The 24,399-nt window shown below is 37.8% G+C and carries 16 protein-coding genes; 11 read left to right on the top strand and 5 right to left on the bottom strand.

What is annotated here, in order from left to right; all coding sequences use genetic code 11:
- The first annotated feature begins 16 nt into the window (after window positions 1–16).
- The 4 genes from FRZ67_RS15485 to FRZ67_RS15470 all read left to right on the top strand — a co-directional run bounded on the left by FRZ67_RS15485 (window position 17) and on the right by FRZ67_RS15470 (window position 8,967).
- Window positions 17–1,381: an efflux RND transporter periplasmic adaptor subunit gene (locus FRZ67_RS15485; RefSeq protein WP_147190866.1), complete on the top strand. Its 1,365-nt coding sequence runs from the start codon at window positions 17–19 to the stop codon at window positions 1,379–1,381.
- A 253-nt stretch (window positions 1,382–1,634) separates the two neighbouring features.
- Window positions 1,635–2,459, top strand: coding sequence for a DUF4290 domain-containing protein (locus tag FRZ67_RS15480; protein ID WP_225975360.1), 825 nt, complete (start codon window positions 1,635–1,637; stop codon window positions 2,457–2,459).
- Window positions 2,460–2,844: 385 nt separating this feature from the next.
- Window positions 2,845–8,376 carry an alpha-2-macroglobulin family protein gene (locus FRZ67_RS15475; protein ID WP_225975359.1) on the top strand — a complete coding sequence of 1,844 codons (5,532 nt, stop codon included), beginning with the start codon at window positions 2,845–2,847 and terminating at the stop codon, window positions 8,374–8,376.
- A 201-nt stretch (window positions 8,377–8,577) separates the two neighbouring features.
- Window positions 8,578–8,967 carry a hypothetical protein gene (locus tag FRZ67_RS15470; RefSeq protein WP_147190862.1) on the top strand — a complete coding sequence of 130 codons (390 nt, stop codon included), beginning with the start codon at window positions 8,578–8,580 and terminating at the stop codon, window positions 8,965–8,967.
- Window positions 8,968–9,019: 52 nt separating this feature from the next.
- On the opposite strand, the gene FRZ67_RS15465 is transcribed toward FRZ67_RS15470, so the two are convergent.
- Window positions 9,020–9,214, bottom strand: a complete 195-nt coding sequence (locus FRZ67_RS15465; protein ID WP_147190860.1) for a DUF4926 domain-containing protein — start codon at window positions 9,212–9,214, stop codon at window positions 9,020–9,022.
- 246 nt (window positions 9,215–9,460) lie between these two features.
- Here FRZ67_RS15465 and FRZ67_RS15460 point away from each other — a divergent pair, with 246 nt between their 5' ends.
- The 3 genes from FRZ67_RS15460 (at window position 9,461) to FRZ67_RS15450 (ending at window position 15,143) form a co-directional block, all read left to right on the top strand.
- Window positions 9,461–13,453, top strand: a complete 3,993-nt coding sequence (locus FRZ67_RS15460) for a T9SS type A sorting domain-containing protein (RefSeq protein ID WP_147190858.1) — start codon at window positions 9,461–9,463, stop codon at window positions 13,451–13,453.
- Between the two features lie 268 nt (window positions 13,454–13,721).
- Complete coding sequence (locus tag FRZ67_RS15455) at window positions 13,722–14,501, top strand: phytanoyl-CoA dioxygenase family protein (protein ID WP_147190856.1); 780 nt, start codon at window positions 13,722–13,724, stop codon at window positions 14,499–14,501.
- A gap of 198 nt (window positions 14,502–14,699) precedes the next feature.
- Window positions 14,700–15,143, top strand: coding sequence for a hypothetical protein (locus FRZ67_RS15450; protein WP_147190854.1), 444 nt, complete (start codon window positions 14,700–14,702; stop codon window positions 15,141–15,143).
- 175 nt (window positions 15,144–15,318) lie between these two features.
- On the opposite strand, the gene FRZ67_RS15445 is transcribed toward FRZ67_RS15450, so the two are convergent.
- The 4 genes from FRZ67_RS15445 to FRZ67_RS15430 all read right to left on the bottom strand — a co-directional run bounded on the left by FRZ67_RS15445 (window position 15,319) and on the right by FRZ67_RS15430 (window position 17,961).
- On the bottom strand, window positions 15,319–16,035 hold the full coding sequence (locus FRZ67_RS15445; protein ID WP_147190852.1) for a head GIN domain-containing protein: 717 nt from the start codon (window positions 16,033–16,035) through the stop codon (window positions 15,319–15,321).
- 99 nt (window positions 16,036–16,134) lie between these two features.
- On the bottom strand, window positions 16,135–16,485 hold the full coding sequence (locus FRZ67_RS15440; RefSeq protein WP_147190850.1) for a glyoxalase superfamily protein: 351 nt from the start codon (window positions 16,483–16,485) through the stop codon (window positions 16,135–16,137).
- A 26-nt stretch (window positions 16,486–16,511) separates the two neighbouring features.
- Window positions 16,512–16,898, bottom strand: coding sequence for a VOC family protein (locus FRZ67_RS15435; protein WP_147190848.1), 387 nt, complete (start codon window positions 16,896–16,898; stop codon window positions 16,512–16,514).
- Window positions 16,899–17,142: 244 nt separating this feature from the next.
- Window positions 17,143–17,961, bottom strand: coding sequence for a sterol desaturase family protein (locus FRZ67_RS15430; protein WP_147190846.1), 819 nt, complete (start codon window positions 17,959–17,961; stop codon window positions 17,143–17,145).
- A gap of 167 nt (window positions 17,962–18,128) precedes the next feature.
- Between FRZ67_RS15430 and FRZ67_RS15425 the strand changes: the two genes are divergently transcribed.
- From FRZ67_RS15425 to FRZ67_RS15410, 4 genes are all read left to right on the top strand, one after another.
- The gene (locus FRZ67_RS15425) at window positions 18,129–19,592 is read left to right on the top strand and encodes an alpha-L-fucosidase (protein WP_147190844.1); all 1,464 of its coding nucleotides are present in this window, start codon (window positions 18,129–18,131) and stop codon (window positions 19,590–19,592) included.
- A gap of 180 nt (window positions 19,593–19,772) precedes the next feature.
- Window positions 19,773–21,050, top strand: coding sequence for a DUF3472 domain-containing protein (locus tag FRZ67_RS15420; protein WP_147190842.1), 1,278 nt, complete (start codon window positions 19,773–19,775; stop codon window positions 21,048–21,050).
- A 16-nt stretch (window positions 21,051–21,066) separates the two neighbouring features.
- A complete protein-coding gene (locus FRZ67_RS15415) occupies window positions 21,067–23,250 on the top strand; it encodes an alpha-galactosidase (RefSeq protein ID WP_147190840.1) in 2,184 nt (727 codons plus the stop codon).
- A gap of 107 nt (window positions 23,251–23,357) precedes the next feature.
- Window positions 23,358–24,209, top strand: a complete 852-nt coding sequence (locus FRZ67_RS15410; RefSeq protein ID WP_225975358.1) for a DUF6089 family protein — start codon at window positions 23,358–23,360, stop codon at window positions 24,207–24,209.
- Window positions 24,210–24,399: the final 190 nt, after the last annotated feature.

The following is a 24,399-nucleotide window of genomic DNA, read 5'->3' as shown; positions in this document are numbered from 1 at the left end:
ACGAGAAAACTTATATATGAGCAAGAAACTAAAATGGATCATCATTATACTTGTAGTGCTTGTAGTAGCACTGATAGGTTTAAGCAAGGCGGGTGTTATTGGAGGGAATGATGAGGGTATAAAGGTTGCTACTGAAAAAGCTGCTATAAGGAATATTACCGAGATCGTAACAGCCAGTGGCAAAGTATTTCCCGAAGTGGAAGTAAAAGTAAGCCCTGATATTTCAGGCGAAATTGTTGCCCTTAATGTCGCAGAAGGAGATACCGTAAGAAAGGGCCAGGTACTTGCCAACATTTATGGAGATATCTATGCTTCTCAAAGAGACCAAGCCGCCGCCGTTGTTTCGCAATCAGAAGCGCAGGCTGCAAATTCATCTGCACAGCTAGGAGCCTTGAAAGCTACATTAGATCAAACAGAAGCAAGCTACAAACGACAGAAAACATTGCTCGACCAGAAAGTGATCTCCGCATCAGAATTTGAGCAGGCCCAGCAGGCATGGTTGTCTGCAAAAGCTAACTATGATGCAGCAACACAAAGTGTAAAGGCTAATAAAGCCGGCGTACAAAGTGCAATGGCCAGTCTTACCAGAGCGCAAAAAGATGTTAGCCGTGCAACCATTACTGCACCAATGGATGGCGTTGTAAGCCTCTTGAGTGTTAAGAAAGGTGAACGCGTTGCGGGCAACAGCTTTAATGTGGGTACAGAAATGATGCGTATTGCAGATCTTTCAAGTATAGAAGTGCAGGTAGATGTAGGTGAGAACGATATACCAAAAGTAAAGCTGGGCGACACTGCGTTAATTGAAATAGATGCATTTAACAACCGTAAATTTAAAGGCATTGTTTTTAAAATTGCCAACCCGGTAACCAATGCACTTACATCCACTTCAAGCTCAACACAGGTTACCAATTACCAGGTGCATATAAGATTGCAGCCCGATAGTTACAAAGATCTTATCGTAAAAGGGCAGCCATTTCCTTTTCGCCCAAATATGAGTGCCAGTGCGGATATACAAACAAAAACAAATAAGAATGTTTTAACAGTGCCATTGAATGCCGTAACAACAAGAGACAAAAATGAAGGTAAAAATCTTGATGCTGCAGATAAAAATAAAGATGAAAACAAAACTGAATCTGCATCTGCTGATGACGATATAACGGAAGTTGTTTTTGTTGTTCAAAAAGATGGCATAGTGCGTAAAAGACCTGTAAAGACAGACATCCAGGATATCAATTACATACAGGTGCTTGAAGGCTTAAAGGCAGGAGAAGAAATTGTAACTGCACCCTATGATGTGGTAAGCAAACAGCTAAAAGACAGCTCGAAAGTAAAAGTGGTAACCAAAGAAGAATTACTTAAAAACTTTACTGCGCCTAAATAATTAATGTATTATTAATTCGTTCAATAACCGGCTACCAGGTAGCCGGTTATTTTTTGGGAACCAGCGTCTTATTGTTATGGCAACAATGGTTGTGTCACTCACTTATACACTTGGTTATTTATGTAGCCTATCACTTTTAGCTGAAAAATATTCTTTCGTACAAGTGTGCGACGCAACAAAAGCCGCTTTTTAACTAAATGCCCGGTCCATAAAAAAGCGCATACAATCAAAACCTTTATTACATTTGCCTACTATGGCATCAATGCAAGACACAGATATGGAGTATAACACATCAAGAAGTTACCTTGTTATGCGTGAGTATGGGAGGCATATTCAGAAAATGGTTGATTATGTATTAACCATTGAAGACCCGAAAGAGCGCCAGGAGCAGGCGCATGTTGTAATTGAGTTAATGGGGTTCCTGAACCCACATCTCAGGAACGTAGAAGATTTCAGGCACAAATTATGGGATCATCTTTTCTTTATGAGCGATTTCAAACTCAAAGTAGAGAGTCCTTACCCTATTCCTGAAAAAGCTACTTACAAAAGCAAACCGGATCCTTTGCCTTATCCAAAAAGGTATCCCAAATATTCACATCTTGGCAAAAACCTTGAGCTGGTTGTAAACAAGGCGCTGAAAGAAGAGAACCCGGAAAAGAAAGCTGGTTTTGCGAATGCAATAGCTTACTATATGAAACTTGCTTACAGCAACTGGCACAAAGAACTGGTGCATGATGATGCTATTCGAAGTGAAATGAATACTATAACTGGTGGTCAGCTTGAATTTAGTAATACACCATACATCAAACACCGCAACCAGAATTTTGAACGTGATGATTACAGCAGCAGAGGTGGCGGCAGAGGCGGCGATCGTGATCGTGGCGGAAGGCAACAAAGTTATATGGGCGGGCGCAGCAACGGCGGTAGAAGTACCGGTGGAAGAGATAGCAGAGACAGCCGTGATAACCGTGGTGGTGGCAGTAACCGCAGCAATGGCGGTCGCGATATGAGAGATAATCGTGGTGGTGGCGATAAGAGAAACAACAACCGCAACCAGGGTTTTAAAAAACGTTTCTAAATAAAAAAACAATATTTGATAAAGGCTGTCTCAAAAAGGCAGCCTTTTATTTTTTCAATAATTTATGGGCCCCGCCGAAGTGCTGCTATTAAACTTCCGTTGCGTCGCACTCTTGTACCTTCACATCATGAATCGTCAATGGCGAATCGTCAATAAAATTGTATATGTTTTTATTCACCATTGTCCCATTTACTTTTCACCGGTACAAGAGTGCGACGCAAGAAAAGCATCATGTATATTCTGCTGCCAGGCTACAAAACATCATTAACAAATATTTCTTTTTGCATCAAAATAGATTGCTTAATTTTCTATTGTATTTATACAAACAACCTTCAAACAATTCCCTGCACATATGGAAGCGCATCATTGCACACTGCTCTGCAAAATGAGCAGCAGTCTTTCGCTATTATTATTGATCATTTTATTTTCCTGCAACACAAAACCAAAGCTTGCAGAAGTGGACCCGGCATTCAGCCAGTATATTGATTCGTACACATCGGGAGTTGTATCAAAGAAAAATACAGTGCGTATACAACTTGCATCGGATGCAAGTGTTACACATACTTTGAATGAAGTCGTGAAAGATGCACTCTTTACTTTCTCGCCTGCTGTTGACGGCAAAGCATATTGGGTAGACACAAGAACAATAGAATTCAAGCCAGATAAGGATCTTAGCGCAGATCAGCTTTATGAAGTTTCATTCAAACTTGGCAAAGTAATGAATGTGCCATCGAAATTTGAAACGTTTACATTCAATGTGCAAACAATCAAACCTTCATTTGAAGTGCAGGATAATGGCTTGCACAGTAACAGCAAAAACAATATGACATTAAGCGGCACTTTATCAACGGCTGATGTGGAAGAATCTGCAAAAGTTGAAAAACTATTGAGTGCTTCAGTTAATGATAAAGCATTGAATATTGCCTGGCAACATAATGAAGCAAACAAAACCCACGAGTTTACTATAAACAATATTGAAAGAGCAAACAGTGCAGCAACATTATTACTTAACTGGAATGGTGATGCATTGGGTGTAAAAGATTTTACGGGCAACAAAGAAATTGTTGTGCCTGCTATTGGCGATTTCCGGGTGCTGGAAATAAAAGCCATACAGGAAGAAGAACAATATGCATTGATTCAATTCAGCGATCCTATCGCTGTTGGTCAGGCATTAGATGGCTTAATAAACATCAGCAACAATGAAAGTATTAGTTATACAATTCTTGGCAGCGAGGTAAAAGTGTATACATCAGACAAGCTTGATGGAAATTACACGATCAATGTTCTGGAAGGAATAGAAAATCAGTGGGGAGACAAATTGGAAAAAGCATTTACTGCAAATGTATTTTTTGAGAATCGTTTACCTGCTGTAAAAATTCAGGGGCGTGGAAGCATACTACCAAATAGCACTGGCAAATTGGTATTGCCGTTTGAAGCAACAGACTTGAAAGCAGTTGATGTTTCTATTATAAAGATCTATGAAAACAATGTTGCACAATTCTTACAGGATAATAAACTAAACGGTGAAAGCAATCTTAGAAAAGTAGGAACACCATTGGTGCAGGCTACTATAAAATTAGACAATGATCAAAGTTTGAATTTGCATAAGACAAATAAATTCTCACTTGATCTTGACAAATATATAAGAACAGAGCCAGGCGCTATTTATCGTGTATATATTGGTTTCAGGCCAGAGTATTCTTTATATACTTGTGCAAACATGGGAAAAGATGACGAAGATGATTACGATTATTATTACACGAGTGATGAAGACAATGAAGTAGATGAGGAATCAGCTTTCTGGAGAAGATATGATGATTACTACCCTTATGGTTATAACTGGCAGCAAAGAGATAATCCTTGTCACCAGTCTTATTACAACAAAGAAAGATTTGCCAGCAGAAATATTCTTGCAACAAATATTGGGTTGACTGCAAAAAGAGGGAATGACAATAGTTTGTTTGTATCCGCAAACAATATCATTACTACAGAGTCTCTGAAGAATGTTGAGTTACAGGTATTGGATTACCAGCAACAGATCATTGCTAAAGGAACAACGGATGGTGATGGTCTTGCTATGCTCCAGTTAAAACGCAAGCCATATTTACTAGTTGCAAAAAGTGGTAATGAAAAAAGTTATTTAAAATTAGATGATGGAAGTTCGTTACCCTTAAGTCGCTTTGATGTTTCCGGAGATGAAATAAAAAATGGAATCAAAGCCTTCATCTTCGGTGAGCGTGGTGTGTGGCGACCGGGCGACAGTTTATTCCTGAGTTGTATAGTTGATGATAAGGATAATAAACTACCTGCTGATCATCCTATTGAAATGGAATTGCTTTCACCGAAAGGTCAATTGTATAAAAAGATCGTACAGACAAATGCAAATGATGGTTTCAACGTTTTTAGAACAGCAACAGATGTTGATGCTCCAACCGGTAACTGGATCTGTCGCGTAAAGCTTGGTGGCGCTACATTTGAAAAGAAACTGAAGATAGAAACCGTAATGCCAAATCGTTTAAAGATCGATCTCAATTTTGGCAATGCTGATGCTTTAGGCGAAAATGTTACAACAGCAGGAACACTTACTGCAAAATGGTTATTCGGCGCAACTGCACAAAACCTGAAAGCAAAAGTGGACGCACAGTTATATAAAAGAACAACCAGTTTTCCTAAATTTAAAGATTATGTTTTTGATGATCCTACTTCATCATTCACACCACAATCAAAAACAATTTTTGATGGCACTTTAAGCGCAGAAGGTACTGCACCGGTTAATCCAAAATTCGAAGTTGGTGAAGATGCTCCCGGACAATTACTCGCCAACCTCATGGTAAAAGTATTTGAGCCCGGCGGCAATTTTAGCATTGATAATATTTCCATGCCATTCAATCCATACTCATCTTATGTGGGTGTGCATGTGCCTGAAGGTGATAAAACATGGGGCTTTTTATTAAGTGGTAAAACACACAAGTTTGATATTGCAGATGTTGATACAAAAGGCTCTCCAACAAATGGCTCTACAAGGCTTGAAGTACAATTATATAAAATTCGTTGGAACTGGTGGTGGGATAACAGCGGTGATGATCTTAGCAACTTTACACAGAACGAATACAATAAGCTGATTAGAAAAGATACATTGAACATCAGTAATGGTAAAGGTTTTTATAATGTTCATTTTGATGAAGATGATTGGGGTCGGTATCTCGTTCTCATAAAAGACACACGCAGCGGTCATACAACAGGCAGCACATTTTATGTAGATGATTATGGTTGGCAAAGCCGTGGTGATAACAATGATCCTTCTGCCGCAGCCATGTTATCTTTTACAGCTGACAAAGAGACCTACAACGTTGGTGACGATGTACAACTTACTATTCCTACAAGTAAAGATGGCAAGGCATTGATCAGTATTGAAAGTGGCAGCAAAGTTTTAAAAACTTACCAGGTTAAAACAACACAGGGACAAACAAAATTTTCTTTCAAAGCAGATGCGAGTATGAGTCCGAATATTTATGTAAATGTAAGTTTGATACAGCCACATGCACAAACAGTCAATGATCTGCCGATAAGAATGTATGGTGTAATACCGATAATGGTAGAAGATAAAAGCACCATACTAAAACCTGTTATAAGAATGGCTGATGCGATAAGACCGGAACAAAAAAGTACGATCACTGTTTCGGAAGCATCGAATAAAAACATGACCTATGTAATTGCTATTGTTGATGAAGGCTTGCTCGATCTCACACATTTTAAAACACCAAACCCACATGATGCATTTTATGCCAAAGAAGCATTGGGTGTAAAAAGTTGGGATGTATATGATGATGTAATCGGTGCATGGGGCGCAGAACTGCAACGCATCTTAACAATAGGTGGCGATGCTGAAGCTGAGCTTGCAAGCAAAACAAGGAGAGCCAACCGCTTTAAACCTGTTGTGCAATTCATGGGACCATTCAAATTAAATGGCGGCAGCAAAACACATGAGTTTACATTACCTCCTTATATGGGCAGTGTAAAAGCAATGGTTATTGCCGCAGGCGATAATGCTTACGGCATGGCAGAAAAAGCAGTTACTGTAAAGAAGCCGTTAATGTTACTAGCAACAATGCCACGTGTACTCGGACCAAATGAAGAATTGAAAATTCCTGTTACAGTTTTTGCTACTGATAATAATATTCACTATGTAAGTCTCAGCCTCCAAAGCAATCCATTCATACAGGCTGGTGGTACACAAAATATAAGCTTTAGTGGCACTGGTGAACAGCTTGTTTACTTCACCGCCAAAGTAAAGCCCAATACCGGCATTGGTAAAGTAAAGATCGTTGCAACAGCAGGTAAAGAGCAATCTGTAACAGAAGTTGAAATAGATATTCGTAATCCCAATCCACCAATAACACAAGTTACAGAAGCAACACTACAGGCGGGACAATCATGGAACAGCAATGTTGCTATGATCGGCGATGCAAGCAGCAGTAAAGTAACGTTAGAAATCTCCAGCATACCTGCGATTAATCTTGCAAAGCGCTTGGACTATCTTATTCAGTACCCTCATGGTTGCATTGAACAAACAACATCATCTGTATTTCCCCAACTGGTATTGAATCAGCTTATGGATCTTGACGAACAGGATAAAGTAAGAATCGATGCCAATATCCGTGCAGGGCTCGGTAAACTCAGCAACTTCCAGCAGAGCGATGGCGGCTTTAGTTACTGGCCCGGCGGAGACAACAGCGATGAATGGGGCACCAACTATGCAGGCAATTTCTTACTCGAAGCATCTGCACGTGGTTATGTGGTTTCATCATCTATGTTGCAGGCATGGAAAGTTTATGAACGCAACAAAGCAGTTGCATGGAATGTAACATCAGCGCCATGGTATGGAACTGATCTCATGCAATCATATCGTTTGTATTTGCTTGCATTGGCAAAAGCTCCTGAGCTTGGTGCAATGAACCGTTTAAAAGAATTTAAATTCTTAACACCAGAAGCAAAATGGAGACTGGCTGCAGCATACCAACTTGTTGGTCAGTCAAAAGTTGCCTTACAACTCATCAGTGGATTATCAACTAATTTTCCAAAGAGAGATTATACAGGTATTACATTCGGCAGTGATCTCCGCGACCAGGCAATGGTGCTCGAAACACTTACGCTCATGAACCGCAAAGCAGAAGGCGAACAATTGGTAAGAACTGTTGCCAATAAATTATCGCAGGATGATTGGTACAGCACACAAACAACAGCGTATGCATTAATTGCTATTGCAAAATTCAGTGGTAACAATAAAGATGAAAAGAAGATCATCGCAACGGGCAATGCAGGCACACAAAAATTAAACATCAATTCAGGCAGTGTTGTTTCGCAAACAAACATTGCATGGCAAAATAATAAAGGCGCTGTGCAGTTAACCAACAAGGGCAGCAACACGTTGTATGTGCGCATCATCAACGAAGGCAAACCATTGAGTAACGATACCATTCCCGTTGTCAACAATCCGAATATTTTATTCGTGTCTGTAAATTATCTCAACACCGCTGGTCAATCCATTGACATCAGCAAAGTAAAGCAGGGCACAGATTTCATGGCAAAGGTCACTATCAAAAATCCCGGTCTGCGCGGCACTTATACAGAGATGGCGCTTACACAAATATTCCCGAGTGGGTGGGAAATTCTCAACACAAGATTATACAATAGCGAAGGTGCATATCAATCTTCGCCCAGCGATTACATGGATATACGCGACGATCGTGTGTATCATTATTTCGATCTCAAACAAAATGAAACGCTCACTTATTATGTGCAGTTAAACGCAGCATATCCCGGCAAATATTTCTGGCCCGGCGTATATGCAGAAGCCATGTACGATCATACCATCAGTGGTGGCGTAAGAGGCAAGTGGGTAGAAGTGCAGGAATAATTTTTCTTGTACACCGAAGTTTTAACGAAGGTGTATGAACCAAACATAAGTTTTTCATAGCATCAACTCTTGCGTCGCACTCTTGTACAGTTGATGCTATGAGCGGCTTAACAGAAGCTAAGTATGTAGGACATTACAAAAGGTAAATATTTAGAAATAACTTTACATGGAACTCTTTTACAGTAATCCCCGAAATGACTTATGAATTGGAGCTATGTTTTTTGGTATTGTTTTGAAGAAGCTGCAAACCTAATAGGTCTGGTTGTATGCTATTTTATACCACGTTTCCTTATCAGCTATTATAATAAAACTTTTCTTAAACCAATTTCATTAATAAATAAGATTATTACAATTGCATGCAGTTTTGCAGTTTTAGCTCTTATTTGTTATCATTTTTTTGGTTTTAAATACAATATGGAGAGGCATGAAATAACTACCCCTGAACATGCACTCGCTGTTTTCATTGTTTCTGGAATTGCTTTAGGAATAGGTTTCAATAGTGCGATAAAAAGAGACACAAAATTGACACCACAAGAAAGATGGCAAGATCAAAACCCTCAAAGCAGTAGTGAAAAATTTGGCGATTCTTAATTTTTTATGTTAGACTTAGTGTGTGAAATATCCCAAAGTTCAGAACAGGCAATTATAATAATCTCACATCCTTAATATTCAAAGGAAAAGTTGCGTTACCATTATATGTGTAATTGAATCCTTCATAATCTAAAAATTCTGCCTCAAAGTTTTCATTGTTCCAAATCTCAAGTATAACACCTATCATTCCTTTTTTGATTACAGGATTTAAGTCAACTAATAATTCAACAATTTGATATTGTTTCATAATTGAAGGCTTATAATAATCGATACGCAATGTCGCCATAATTTCTTCAGTACAAGTGTGCGACGCAACGAAAGCTTGGCTATTGGCTAAGTTGGGAAAAGATATTCTTATAAAATACAGCTTTCTAATTCCATTTAATTTTTTCGTGATAGTTTAGCAACAGGTTTTTATCAAAAATTAAGCAACAAGTAAAAATGAAATAAGTAGTTGTTTGTATATTAGCCATTCCTTAAAAAGCAACCCCCGATGAAAACTAAAATCATTTTTCTTTTTTCCGTTTTAAATTTTTTTGCTTTCAATTTTCTAGCTGCTCAAACATTAAATAAACAATTTTATTCTACCAACGGAACCGTATATACCACTGTGCTTGACAATAAGAAGCTGTATGTAGGAGGCCAGTTTTCTGAGGTTGGAAGAAGTGTTAACGGCGTTGCTCAATATTACTCCGGGTCCACAATTCCTGACAATAAATTTCCTTATATAAACGGATATTTTTATCCTGAACCTGATGGCACTGGCGGATATTATTTAGCAGGCACCATATATAGCTACGGCAATATATGGCTTAGCTCTGTTGGGGTGAATGTTATACATATTTTATCTGACTTTTCTTTAGATACAGTTTTTAAGCCTGTGGATGTGGTTAATTCAATCACCTGTATTAAAAAATATAGTAATCGCATTTACATTGGAGGTGATTTTGATTTTGTAAATGGAACAGGTAGAGTTAGAATAGCCGCATTAGATGCAGTGTCCGGCGCCCTTTTAGATTGGCAGGCGCCTTATCCTGATCAGCCAATTGATAAAATTGAAGTATCAGACTCACTGGTATTTGTGCACGGAAAATATTTGAGTAAGATCGGAACAATTAATATTTCTGGTGGTCACGTAGCGACGATAAGTGCTTTTACAGGGAATGTAATACCGGGCATGTTTAATGCGAATGGAGATATAAGCACAATGCAAGTAAAAGATAGTTTAATGTATATGGCCGGACAGTTTACAGAAATTGGAAAAAGTGCTCCTGGTATTATAGCGTTGAATAAAACCACCAATATTTTAAAGAATACTTTCCCGTTTACAGATGGAATAGTGTATGCATTAGCAAGTGATAGCCAAAATGGATACTATATTGGAGGATCATTTAATATTGTTGGAAACGAACCGAAGCAAAATCTTGCGCATATTCTTGCTGACGGTAGTGTTGATAAAAACTTCGTATTTGATATTTCTGGCACAGTTAAATGCCTTGCAATCGATGGGGCTAATTTATATATTGGAGGAAGTTTTACAAAAATAAACAGCCTCAACAGAACTAATGCCGCCGCTATATCGATTCCAACTAACCAGGTCACGTCATGGAATCCAGCCCCAAATGGCATAGTAGAATGTATGCAGTACAATAACGGAGTTGTATATATGGGGGGTTCTTTTACTCTTGTTAAAGGAGCGGCAAGATTTTATGCTGCTGCTTTGACTATATCCAATCAACTTACGCAATGGAATCCAAAGGCAAACAATGTGGTTAAGCAAATGCTGATCAACCAAAATAATAGTAATATATTCTTATGTGGAGCTTTCACGTTCCTTAATGGTAGCTTACATCCATATATTGGAAAAGTGGATATAATTGAAGGCAAAATGGATAGCCTATGGAATCCTTCGCCTAATTCAGTGGTAAACTGCATTAAGCTTATTAACAACATTATATATTTAGGTGGTGATTTTACAAAAATAAACGGAGTTGCTAAACAAAGGATCGCAGCTATGGATACTGCCTCCAATAATCCTTTATCTTTTGAGCTTGATGCAAACAACACAGTTACCAGCATAAGTGTATCAGGTAGCAAATTATATATAGGCGGAACTTTTAGTCAGGCAGGTAACATTACCCAAGATAATATAATACGTTATGATCTTAGTACAAATGCCATTGATTCATGGAACCCATTTTTAGATAATGCGGTATATGGTATTTACGAAGGGCAAACGGATATCATATTATATGGGGCCTTTTCCGCTTGCAACCTTGTTAAAAGAAATCATATTGCCAATTACAATATACCCAGTAGAAAAATTTCAAACTTTAATACAGAAATTTCTTTCCCCTATGTTGGCACAGTAAGCTGCTTGCATACTTATGAAAATGAAATTTTTGTTGGTGGAGATTTTAATTACGTTGATAGCATTACGTTTAAAAAAAATGTTGTATCAATTAATTTAACTACACAAAAATTATCCCATCATTTTAATAGAGACCCTGATGATATCGTATCTGATCTTATATTGTCAGATAACAAACTAATAATCGGCGGTTATTTCAACTTTTTTTATGCACCTTGTATTTTACCACCGGTAAAAAGAAATCATCTTGCGTCATATGATCTCCTTACTGACAGCCTTTCTCCAGATATTTATAACTTGAATAATAATGTGTATAACATACTGAAAGGGCAAAATAATGAACTCATAGTAACAGGTAGTTTTACACTTACTAATTATGAAAACAGATCTGCTTTTGCTGTTTTTGATATCAATAGCAATACACTAGATTCAACCTACTTTCCTATTGGAGGAGAGATAAGGAGTCTTGCAGTAAAAGACTCCTTAATTTTCTTGGGAGGAAATTTTTCAATACCTGACTTACCCAAAAATAATTTTGCTGTTTACAATTTAAAAAACAGTAATTCATTGTCGTGGAATATAGGGTTTAATAACACGATTTATAGTATGGCATTAAAGGATAGTGTGCTTTATATTGGCGGCGATTTCAGAACTGCAAATAGCATCAGTAGAATAAGGGCTGCCGCAATTAATATAAAAACGGGAATATTAACACAATGGAATCCCGGTGCAAATAATATTGTATTATCTATTCTTCCTAACGGCGATAGTGTGTATATGGGAGGACAGTTTAAAACCATTGGCAATATTTCCCGGCCTTATTTGGCAAAGGTTGATAACAAAACAGGCATTCTATCAAACTGGAACCCAAATCCTAACAACACTGTCTATGCTCTTGTAGCGGATTCAGCCAGTTTTTATGCTGGCGGCCAGTTTTCAAAAGTGTTTGGCAAACCAATTTTTTCATTAGCTTCTTTTGATTTAAAAAATGATTCGCTAAAATCTTTTGATGCAAGATTACTAAACAGCTCGGGTACTGCACCTACAATACTTTCTCTTGCCTCAGGAAATAACGCCATATATGTTGGCTCTAACGATGTAAATGGCATTTCTTCTGTTAACAATATTTCTCAAAAACATTTTGTTGCAATTAATAAAACATCACAAACTCCTATAAATTTTGCGTACCAACCTTTAGCTTCAGTAAATTCAATAACTTTAAACTCTTCTACTTTATATACAGGTGGAAGCTGGGTCAATCTAACAGACGATACTTTAATTCCACTGCCCAATGCTTTTTTGAGTGAATATTCATTAAACAACTCAACAGATTGTAGTAATAGTATTAAGCCTACAATAACCTATTCGGGTTCAATTGAAAATGTTTGCCCTGGTAATAATATAACTCTGACCTCTTCAGTTGCAAATACGTATTACTGGAATACAATGGATACAACACAAATTATTACAATTTCAAATGCTGGGGCTTACCAAGTTATTACAACTGATGTAAACAATTGTAAGGACACTTCTCTTGCACTCAACGTCTCTTATCAAAGTTGTAATAAACCTAGTGGATTAATAGTTTCAAATATTTCAACTACATCCGCAAAATTTAGTTGGGATAGTGTATCATGTGCTGTAGGTTATCGGCTCCAGTATAGAAAATCGGGTATACTATTATGGACATCCGTTAACGTTCCAATAAATAGTAAGACAATTAAAACGCTTACGTTGGGCTCTACATATCAATGGAGGGTACAAGCTATTTGTGTTCGCACGCCATTTATTTCAAGCGATTTTTCAAACGGGAATGAATTTACAACACTTACTGGCAGTTCTCTTTTGGAGAATATTTCTAATGTCCGGACCAATTCAGAAGACATAAAAATATATCCAAATCCCACGAGTAGTGATGCTGTTTTAAAACTAAATAACGAATATCAAAATATAACACTAAGTATTATTAACATTAATGGTCAATTAGTCTGGGAGAAGAAACAAACAAAAGCAGGAATAATTTATTTGCCAATAAAAAAATTGCCGAAAGGTCTTTATATTATAAAGGTTCAAAACAATACAAAGCTTAATTTTTTGAAGTTACTTAAGCAATGATTTCTTTTAAAAACAATATTTGTTTCGTCCTAGATTCTGTGATAACTTCTAAATGTTCTCAACTTTTGAGTTATAAATAAACAGAGTCACTAGATTAAAAACTCCTGATTTAGCCACGAGACATTCCATTTTTTAAGAATACTGCTACTTGTGCTACAGTACAAATGTGCGACGCAACGAAAGCATAATTATATTCCCCAGTTTGGCACGTAAAAAAATTCACACTTATATAAACTGAAAAAAGAATTTGTTCTTACTTTAATAAACTATGAGTACTGTATTAAGTGATAAAGACATTGCACAATTCATTAATGAAGGATATGTAAAACTCGAAAATGTTTTTTCTGAAGCAACTGCAGAAGAAGCAAGAAATATTTTATGGAAAGATGCGGGCTGCGACCCAAATGATGCAAGCACATGGACAAAGCCGGTGGTAAGGCTTGGAGATTATGCACAGGAGCCATTTAGAAAAGCGGTGAATAATGAAATGTTGCATACGGCATTCAATCAGCTTGTTGGTAAAGGAAGATGGTTGCCGAGAAATAGTTTAGGAACATTCCCTGTTCGGTTTCCTTCTAATGAAGAACCAAATGATACTGGCTGGCATGTAGAAGCAAGTTTTCCCGGAGATGACCCGCAGGATTATTTTTCATGGAGAATAAATGTGCATTCAAAAGGCAGGGTATTACTGATGTTGTTCCTGTTCTCCGAAATAACAAAAGATGACGCACCTACCAGAATAAAACCGGGTTCGCATATTTCCGTTGCAAAAATATTGCAGCCTTATGGCGATAAAGGTTTATCCTTTTTAGAACTCGCTCAAAAATTAAATGCAACTGCATCGGTTTATGATGTGTTAGCGACAGGCAAACCCGGAACTGTTTATTTATGTCATCCTTTCCTGGTGCATGCTGCACAGCCGCATCATGGAAAGAATGTGAGATTCATGGCGCAACCTCCGTTACTACCCGTCGCAGATCTGCAACCAGAAAGATCAGACGGGAATTACTCACCGATGGAAACCGCTATCAGGAAAGGACTTGAGTGATTTGTATCACTCTGTTACAGTGTCTGTATCATAAGCGAACACTTTGTTTATAGCGAAAGAAAGCCCACGAAAGGCATCCAACAATTCATCACTATTATTTTACCATTCATCACCGGATTTCCGCCATTTGTTACGTGGTTAACATTCTTTAACGGCTTTCGTCATGGCATTTGCCAATGTATAAGCAAATGACCGATTATGAAAAAGATCAAAGTTTTAATACCGATAATAATTGCAGCAGCAGTGGCAGTTTATGCAATGAGTGGCTCAATTAAAGAAATTATAACACCCGCAAAGCCGGTTGAAAAAAATATATCCTTTGCTTTATATAAAAGCAGCGACTATAGTTCTGACGTGTATAATAATACATTAGCAACGGTGCACATTACAATCGAAAAAGTAAGCAGCAATGGACGTTCAACAGTTTGGGAAAAAACCTTTGATGCGCAAACGCTGAAGCAATATCCATCGCTGCAGGAGGCTATAGCGCAAACAGTAAAAGTTCCCAACGTATTTGATTCAAAAGAACATCTTGAAGTTTCTTATACGCTTACATACAATTCAAAAGGTAGCGAATTGCAAATGCAGAATGGTATAATGGTTAATGGCAACGGAACAGATAAAGTATACATAAGCATTTAGGCTACCTGCAAAAAACACCACTTAATATATATCGGTTAGAATTGAGGAGAACGGCGGAGGATGAATGTCCTCCTTTTTTTATTTATAGTATTCATTAAATATTCAAATGCTTTTCCAATAAAAAACAAAGCCCCGCAATAATTGCGGGGCTTTGGATATATGTGTAGTTGTTGTTTTATATTTTATGGATATGTCCACTACCTGATATATGCGAATTGATTGATGCATTACCTGTATAATAAATATCACCGCTGCCGCTGATACGCAGATCAATTGATTTTGCTGCATTCAATTTCATGGTACCGCTGCCACTGATGTTTGCAGTTGCATTATCGCAGGGAGCATTGATGCAGTTAATATTTCCGCTGCCACTCTGGTGCATATCGAGACTGCCGTTGATGCTGCCTTTTAATTCAATTGATCCGCTGCCGCTCATAGAAATATTGGCGCCATTGAATTTTGCAAACGTAAGTTCTATCCTGCCAGAGCCAGACATGCTAAAATCAGTAGCGCCATTATTTTCAAAGTTGCCATTACCACTGATCATGCCGCTGCCACTTTGTGAGATGGCATTGATTGATGTCATACTTACCTGTACCCTTAACTTTATTTGCGGACTAACGGAATTTAAATCTTTCACTTTTATTTTTAGTGTGCCATCCTTTACATAAGTTTCAATGTATGGCAAAATATTTTCATCTCCTTCGATCTTTAGACTAGTAGATGTGCCATATGAAATCTCCACACTCATCGGCCCGCCTGATGAAAGGCCCGTAAAAGAACCAACTTCTCTTGTTTCACTTTTAAGAACACCATTGCCTCTTATGTTTTTACCAATAGCAAAACTGTTCATCGTTATTGCGAGACATGCAAACAGGAATACTTTTTTCATTACCTCAGGTTTTTAATGTTGGAATATTTTCTATTTGGTACGTTTAGCTTTTTAAAAAGTTACAGGCCGGATAAAATTAAATTTCAAAATAACAAGGCTTTATTCAGTACCATGGCCAAACCTGATGATATGTCCATCGGGGTCTTCAACCAGCATCTCTCTCATAAACCATTCTTTATCGCCTGGTGGAGATAATATTTTTGCACCCCTTGCTTTGATGATCTCGTAATATTCATCAACATTATCAAGGTTAATAGCGATCCATGTTCCGGGGCTTCCCTGTGCATTCAAACAAAAAAATAAGCGAACACAATCTTTGGATACGCCGCCGAATGTTGTTGGTTCATCCCACTTCCAGCTATCATCGAATGCAAGCTCGTTCGTATAATAGTTAATACTTCTTGTAATATCTGATGAATATAATATTGGTACGATGCTTTCGAATGACATGCTTATAATTTTAAATATTCAGAAATTTATTCGAGTGGTCTGCCTATCTCCCAGTGATGCCCGTAAGGATCAACCAAGCGTCCTAATCTCCAGCCATACTCTTCGCCAACAGGGAATACTTCTGTAGCTCCTGCTGCAATTGCTTTTGCGAAGACTGCGTCAGGATTAGTTACCGTTAAGATCATGCGAATCCTTTCTTCATCATGTGGTTGTGCTGCATCATCACCTGGCTCAATACTGATCCAAAAATCTGCACCGTCTGCAGAAAGTTTGGAAACAATGCCACCACCTGGATCTTCAAGATGATACGTTTCTATTGCACCAAATGCAGTTTTATAAAATGCAATTGCTTTTGCGCTGCCTTTTACAGATATCCACGGCGCAATGGAAGTGGGAATGGCTTTATCCTGCATATTTTATTTTTTGTATGGCTAAATATTTTTTTGTACTCAGCTGCATAGCTGCTATCACCGTTCCTTGCGTCGCACACTTGTACTGTTGAATATAAGTCAAAAGTAAAAATGCAAAAATCAAAAAGAAAGCAACTGCATTTTGACTTTTTATTTTTGAATTTTGACTTTGCCAAACAACGTTCCGGACGTACAAGTGAGTGACACAACAGGCGATAACAAAAGCACTGTAGCTGGTAACAAAATATCAATAATCTGTTTTTATATTTTTATCGAAGGGAATTTTTAGCATAGTAACAATGTTCACATCATTTTTATTTTGCAATACATCGAGGCCATAGCGAATATCTTTCATCGGTGTATTATTGTACGTGCCAAAGAGCCTGTCCCACACAGAAAAAATATTACTGTAGTTGCTGTCTGTTTGAGGCCGCACAAAGTGATGATGTATGCGATGCATATTTGGTGTTACAATTATATAACGCAAAGGTCTATCTAACCATTCGGGCATGTTAATGTTTGCATGATTAAACTGCGACAACACGACACTTAAACTCTGATACAACATCACCAGCCAGATAGGTGCACCGGTAACCCATACAGCGATGATAGCAAACACAGCACGAAAAACACTTTCACCGGGATGATGACGATTGGCTGTTGTAGTATCAACATAGGTATCTGCATGATGCACCATGTGAAATTTCCACATCCATTTTACTTTGTGTTCTATAAGATGAATGGTGTATGCGCCAACAAGATCAAGCAGCAATAAACCAGCGATCATTTCAAGCCACAAAGGCATATTGATCCATTGAAGTAATCCAACATGGTGAGCAATACACCAGTCGCTTGATAAAACGATCAGTATTGCAAATCCAAAATTTATAACGAGGGTTGTGAAGGTGAAGAAGAAATTTACGCCTGCATGTTTCCATTTGTTGTAACCAAAACGAAATAGGGGAACACCACTTTCAAGCAGCCAGAAAAAAGTAATTCCGCCCGCTAATATCAATGCGCGGTGCAATGAAGGGATAGTTTGAAAATAATTAATGATCTCGTTCATACAACAAATACATTATACCGTAAGTTATAAAATTTCACTGCGTTACGAACAATACTCAATAAATTTAAGAGGCTTGTAAGGGTAACCGAATAACACTAAATGATAATTATTAATCAGGTTGTAATCCCCCATTGCACTAACTTTCAATTTATAAAACGGCTGCTTATATGAAAAGAATACTCTGCATTTTATCATTGCTCTTTTGCGCAACACTTATTAATGCACAAACGTACCATGCGAACTGGCAAAGCCTTGACACAAGGCCTGTTCCGGAGTGGTACCGCAACAGTAAATTCGGCATTTTTATACACTGGGGTGTATATGCAGTGCCAGGGTTTACCTCAAAAGGAAATTATTCTGAGTGGTACCAATACGCAATGGAACATGGCGACAGCGCTACCAAAGCATATCATAAAGCAAACTATGGCAACAATACTTACTACCAGTTTGCAGATCATTTTACAGCAGATCTTTTTAACCCTGATGAATGGGCTAAACTTTTTGAAGCATCAGGCGCAAAATATATTGTGCTTACTTCCAAGCATCATGATGGTTTTGCCTTATGGCCAAGCAAAGATGCAACACGTGATTGGGGATTTCCCTGGAATGCAGTGGATGCGGGCCCTCACAGGGATTTGCTCGGCGATCTTTTTGCAGCAGTAAGAAAAACTTCTGTACATCCCGGTATGTATTTTTCTTTATACGAATGGTTCAACCCAATCTGGTTAAAAGATCATCAGCAATATGCAACACAACATGCATGGCCGCAAATGCTTGATCTTATAAACACATATAAGCCTGATGTTTTCTGGACAGATGGTGAATGGGATGAATCTGATACCACATGGCAGTCAACAAAGTTTCTTGCATGGTTATACAATGAAAGCCCGGTAAAAAACAGCGTGGTTACTTTTGACAGGTGGGGCCGCGGTATTCGTTTTAAACATGGCCAGGTCTTTACGCCGGAATATCAACCAGAGCTTGATTTTGCTGATCATTATTTTGAAGAGAACCGCGGCATGGGTTTCTCGTATGGCTACAACCGCAATGAAGATGCATGGGATTATAATACAGCGCAATCACTCGTATTGCAATTGGTTGATAAGGTTAGTCGTGGTGGAAATTTTTTACTGGATGTTGGTCCGGATGAACATGGAAAAATTCCACCAATCATGCAGGAGCGTTTGTTGCAGATCGGCGACTGGATGAAAGTAAACAATGAGTGCATTTATAATACGGTGCGCTGGAAAAATACCTGCCAGTGGAGTGAGGGAAAAACAGATTACAAACCTGTGCGCAAGGAAGGTGATTTCAGAGCAAGCGGAGATTACATGTTGAAACTTACCATTGATCCCGATCCGGGTTATGCAGTGAAAGAATTTTTCTTTACTTACAATCCAACTGCAAATAATCTGTACGCTGTTTTTGCACAGTATCCTTCCAATAAAAAGTTATTGCTGAAAAATATTAAGTTGCCAAAAGCAACCAATATTAGTTTCCTTGCTACTAAAGAGAAACTTACGTGGAAACAAACAGGCAATAATGTAGAAGTAACGTTACCTGATTATGATCCTAATAAAATAAAAGCGCCGTATGCTTATGTAATAAAGATAGAAGGATACGGTAAATAATTTTTGTACTTAGCTGTATTGCTGCTATTAAGCTTCGGTTGTGTCACTCACTTGTACGCCTTGCACTTTGTTGAGCATTGATAAAAGGTACAAGAGTGCGACGCAACGAAGATGCTATGAAATACTACTGTTTGTCACAAAAATATTATTTTAATAAATTAAATTTTATAAACCACTTGCATGAAATTTATTCCACTGTTATTTTTTATTTCAACTGCTCTATGTGCAAAAACAAAAAGTATTACAAATATTTCCCGCAATAATGTAGTAACGCTTTTTAACAATGGTTATGTAACGCCAGTTGCAGATGTAAGTGACAGTGTAGTAATTGATGAAACAGGTTTACATAAATGGTCTTCAGAAAAACAGGTTATCAAAACATATGCATTGTTTACAACAAAAGGAAAAGTGAATATAAGCATCAATGCAAGATCGCCTGTTGGAAATAGTATTATATCCGTTAGTATTGGAAATAAAAAAACTGAAGTAAGTATTCCAAAATCAGCAGACTTTAAAAATATCAGCATCGGAATGTTTGATATTAATGAAACAGGGTATGTGCATATAGATATGCAGGGTGTAAAGAAGAGTGGTGTTTATTTTCCTGATGTTGCTTCTTTTGTTTTATCAGGCGATGCAACAGAAGGTTTAAAGTATAATAAGAGTGAGTATCGCGGTGCGGCCTCTACGCATTTAAGATACAAAATACAGGAAGGTGATGAAGTAGAATGGTTTTACAATGAAATAAAAGTTCCGGCAGGTTATGATAACCTGAATGCATATTATATGGTAAATGGTTTTAATGGTGGGTACTTTGGCATACAGGTAAATTCACCAACAGAAAGAAGAATTCTTTTTGCAGTATGGAGTAATTACAACACAGATAACCCAACTGAAATTCCTTCTGAGTACGCCGTAAAATTATTGAAGAACGGCAGTAATGACATTCTTTCAGAACCCTTTGGTGGTGAGGGTTCCGGCGGTCATAGTTATTTAAAGTTTAACTGGAAAACAGAGACTGTGTATAAATTCCTGGTGCATGCAGAAGTATCAGGTGCTGATAAGACAATTTATACCGGCTATTATTTTGCACCAGAAAATAATGAATGGCGCATGATAGCGAGTTGGGAAAAACCGAAAACAGGCGGTAAGCTTTTATCAGGCCTTTATTCATTTGTAGAAAATTTTTCAGATAATGGAAATGATGCTTTTAAAGCATACTATGGCAACCAGTGGATCAAAACAAAGCAACAGCAATGGAAAGAATTAACGCAATGCACACTTACTACAACTGCCAGTGAAGAAAAGCATCAGCGTTACGATTGGGGCGGCGGCAGCGAAGATGGTTGGTTCTACATGTTTAGTGGCGGCTTTAACCAGGTTGGTGTTTCAAAATCTAAAGACGTTTTTACAAGGCCTGCAAAAGGCATTGCACCTGAGATAGATAAACTTCCGTGATATTATATTAATTGTTATGCAAAGAATATTAATTTTCTTTTTTATCATCATTGTGTTGCCTGTATTTGGTCAACAAAATTTTCCGGTATTCAATAAAAACAATCTATCAAATCCTAAAGATTGGCTTATAACAAAACCTTTAGAGAAAGCTGCTGTTTACAGGTCTGCAGATAGCAAAGACATTATTCTTTACAATGGATTATTAAAAAGGAGTTTTCATATATCTCCAAATGTTGTTTGCACAGATTTTACCAATATGGGTAACGGGCAACAATTACTACGTGCTGTAAAACCGGAAGCAAGAATTAAAATCAATGGTAAAGAATATAATATCGGTGGTTTGTATGGGCAAACAGAAAATGCATATCTCTTACCTGAATGGTTGAAAAATTTTAAAGATGATGCAAATGATTTTCATCTTACAACTATTACATCAGGAGATATAAAACCAAGACTCAACTGGCAATGTAAAACATGGGCATCCAATAAAAATCAGCCAATAGGTGTTGAACTTGTTTTTCATTATGCACTTAACCAGAAAATAACAAAAGATATAAATGTGTCTGTTCACTATGAATTATATGATGGTATTCCTCTAATGGTAAAATGGGTAGAGATTACCAACAATGGAAATGTTTGTACTATTAATCGCGTAGTAAATGAATCGCTTGCTTTAGTGGAAGAAGAAAGCGCAGTAGTTGGTTCACCGGAACAAATGAAAAAACAACATGGTATTTATGTAGAAACAAATTATGCATTCAACAATGCCATGCGTTATGATATCAGTGATCAAACCACCCATTGGAAAACAGACAGTGTGTATACTTCGCAGGTAAATTATAATTATCAAACACCATGTTTACTGGAAGTATACCCGGAAAAAGTTACGGGTGTTGAATTGAATAAAGGAGAAACATTTACTTCTGTCCGTACCTGCGAATTGTTAATGGATAGTTACGATCGTGAAAGACGCGGATTGATGATCCGTAAGATGTATAGTACGATTGCACCATGGACAACACAGAATCCCATCTTCATGCATCTTGTAAGTAAGAATGATGAAGAAGTAAGAGCTGCAGTAGATCAATGTGCTGCTACGGGTTATGAAGCATTGATCTTAAGTTTCGGTTCGCATTGTAATATGGAAGATACATCTGCGGCTAATATTCAGCAATGGAAATTTTTGGCAGATTATGCACACAGCAAAAACATTTTGATAGGTAGTTATTCTTTATTCAGTTCCAGAAAGATCAGTGATGAAGATGATGTAATAGATCCTGTAACAGGCAAACCTGATGCTGCAGCGTTCTTTGGAAACGCCCCCTGCATGGGCAGCAAGTGGGGATTAGCTTATCTTGAAAAACTCAAATACTTTTTAAGTAATACCGGTTTCAACATTTTTGAAAATGATGGTCCTTATCCGGGAGATGTTTGTGCTTCCACGACACATCCCGGTCATAAAGGTTTGGATGATAGTCAATGGAAACAAATGGAACTTCAAAAAGGCCTTTATCACTGGTGTAATGAACATGGCATCTATGTAAATGCACCTGACTGGTATTTTATGGATGGTACAAATAAAATAGCTATTGGCTACCGCGAAGTAAATTTTTCTTTACCAAGAGAAAACCAGAAAATACTTAACAGGCAAAATATTTATGACGGTACATGGGAGAAAACACCTTCTATGGGTTGGGGTTTTGTACCCCTTACTAAATACCAGGGCGGTGGGGCTGAAGCCGTTTTGGAACCGCTGTCAGAACATTTGAAGGATTATGAACAACTGATGATGCAATATTATGGCGCCGGTGTGCAGGCCTGTTACCGCGGGCCAAGATTATATGATGCAGAAACGACCAAACAAACAGTAACCAGCGTAATTGCATGGTATAAAAAATACCGGGATATACTCAACTCAGACATTATTCATTTGCGTCGCGCAGATGGCCGCGATTGGGATGGTATTTTACATGTAAACCCGCACTTAAAAACAAAGGGGCTTCTCCTGTTATACAATCCATTGAAAGAAAAAATTACGAGAACCATAAAAGTTCCGTTGTACTACACTGGTCTTAATTCTATTGCAGATGTAAGTGAAAAAGACAAGCCAGCCAAAAGATATCAACTCAACCGCAATCACACAATTGACCTAACCTTTACTCTTGAAGCGGAAGGCTTTACATGGTTCATAATAGAATAATATTAGCGGTATAATAATTGCAGAATGGGTTTATTAAAATCATTAACAGTAATAGTACACGAAAAAGACTGTTTCCACGTTAATACCACATCAACTATCTTGCAAACATGTTGAAAAAAATATTACTTGCAGCAGCAATTGGCCTGGCAACTACTACTGCAAACGCTCAACTTTATGAAAGTAATGTGCACCAGGGAGAGTTTGGTGTAGCAATTGGTCTTGGGCATTATTTTGGTGACCTTAATACTTCCGCTTCAATAAGCCGCCCAAAATTTTCCGGTGGAATATTTTTTATAAAACAATTTAATAAGTATGCAGGGCTTAAAGTAGCTGCAGATTACTCCCGGCTTGGGTATTCTGATATATATAGTAAAAATGAAGTAGAGAGAAGACGTAACCTTAGTTTCAATAGCAACGTTTGGGAAGCTTCATTAAGCGGGTATTTTAATTTTTTTAAATTTATTCCCGGTATTGAAGGATATAATTATACTCCTTATGTTTCGTTAGGTGTGGGTGTATTTACTTATGATCCTTATGCTTATCTCGGCGGTCAAAAATATTTTTTAAGGCCGTTAGGTACGGAAGGCCAGGGCCGGGATACGTCGGTAAAAACTGCTCCTTACAGCACTATGGGTGTTTCTTTTCCGTTATCAGTAGGCTTTAAATACAGCATCAATGAAAATATTAATGTGTTTGCAGAATTAACCTACCGGTTTACGAATACAGATTATATTGATGATGTAAGTACAACCTATGCTGATCCAAACTCTTTTCCTACTTTACCAGATGGCAGTCCTTCACCTGAATTTTTATTGCAGGACAGAAGTTATGAAACAGGCACACCCATTGGCATAAAGGGCCGGCAGCGTGGTAATAGCTTACAGAAAGATGCGTTTGCAACACTTCATTTTGGTGTATCTATAAATTTGTCCAGTTATAAATGCCCTCCCAACAAATAATTACCTGGTCATTTTATTCTTTTGTTCCCGGCTTTCATTTTTCATGTCATCGCCTGTTGTGTCACTCACTTGTGCGTTTGGTACATCTATGAGCTATGAGTTATCAGCATGCATAGCATTTTATAATTGAATCCTGGCTGCTAATTGCTGAAAGCAATTCATCAGTACAAGAGTGCGACGCAACGAAAGG

This window comes from Panacibacter ginsenosidivorans (assembly GCF_007971225.1).
Classification (GTDB): domain Bacteria; phylum Bacteroidota; class Bacteroidia; order Chitinophagales; family Chitinophagaceae; genus Panacibacter; species Panacibacter ginsenosidivorans.
Note: the sequence above shows the minus strand (reverse complement) of the source record. Positions and strands in the feature narration are given on the sequence as shown.

Excerpts from the sequence above, each read along its gene's own strand:
- FRZ67_RS15485 (WP_147190866.1), top strand. The coding sequence starts at position 17 with ATGAGCAAGAAACTAAAATGGATCATCATTATACTTGTAGTGCTTGTA.
- FRZ67_RS15480 (WP_225975360.1), top strand. The coding sequence starts at position 1,635 with ATGGCATCAATGCAAGACACAGATATGGAGTATAACACATCAAGAAGT.
- FRZ67_RS15475 (WP_225975359.1), top strand. The coding sequence starts at position 2,845 with ATGAGCAGCAGTCTTTCGCTATTATTATTGATCATTTTATTTTCCTGC.
- FRZ67_RS15470 (WP_147190862.1), top strand. The coding sequence starts at position 8,578 with ATGAATTGGAGCTATGTTTTTTGGTATTGTTTTGAAGAAGCTGCAAAC.
- FRZ67_RS15465 (WP_147190860.1), bottom strand. The coding sequence starts at position 9,214 with ATGAAACAATATCAAATTGTTGAATTATTAGTTGACTTAAATCCTGTA.
- FRZ67_RS15460 (WP_147190858.1), top strand. The coding sequence starts at position 9,461 with ATGAAAACTAAAATCATTTTTCTTTTTTCCGTTTTAAATTTTTTTGCT.
- FRZ67_RS15455 (WP_147190856.1), top strand. The coding sequence starts at position 13,722 with ATGAGTACTGTATTAAGTGATAAAGACATTGCACAATTCATTAATGAA.
- FRZ67_RS15450 (WP_147190854.1), top strand. The coding sequence starts at position 14,700 with ATGAAAAAGATCAAAGTTTTAATACCGATAATAATTGCAGCAGCAGTG.
- FRZ67_RS15445 (WP_147190852.1), bottom strand. The coding sequence starts at position 16,035 with ATGAAAAAAGTATTCCTGTTTGCATGTCTCGCAATAACGATGAACAGT.
- FRZ67_RS15440 (WP_147190850.1), bottom strand. The coding sequence starts at position 16,485 with ATGTCATTCGAAAGCATCGTACCAATATTATATTCATCAGATATTACA.
- FRZ67_RS15435 (WP_147190848.1), bottom strand. The coding sequence starts at position 16,898 with ATGCAGGATAAAGCCATTCCCACTTCCATTGCGCCGTGGATATCTGTA.
- FRZ67_RS15430 (WP_147190846.1), bottom strand. The coding sequence starts at position 17,961 with ATGAACGAGATCATTAATTATTTTCAAACTATCCCTTCATTGCACCGC.
- FRZ67_RS15425 (WP_147190844.1), top strand. The coding sequence starts at position 18,129 with ATGAAAAGAATACTCTGCATTTTATCATTGCTCTTTTGCGCAACACTT.
- FRZ67_RS15420 (WP_147190842.1), top strand. The coding sequence starts at position 19,773 with ATGAAATTTATTCCACTGTTATTTTTTATTTCAACTGCTCTATGTGCA.
- FRZ67_RS15415 (WP_147190840.1), top strand. The coding sequence starts at position 21,067 with ATGCAAAGAATATTAATTTTCTTTTTTATCATCATTGTGTTGCCTGTA.
- FRZ67_RS15410 (WP_225975358.1), top strand. The coding sequence starts at position 23,358 with ATGTTGAAAAAAATATTACTTGCAGCAGCAATTGGCCTGGCAACTACT.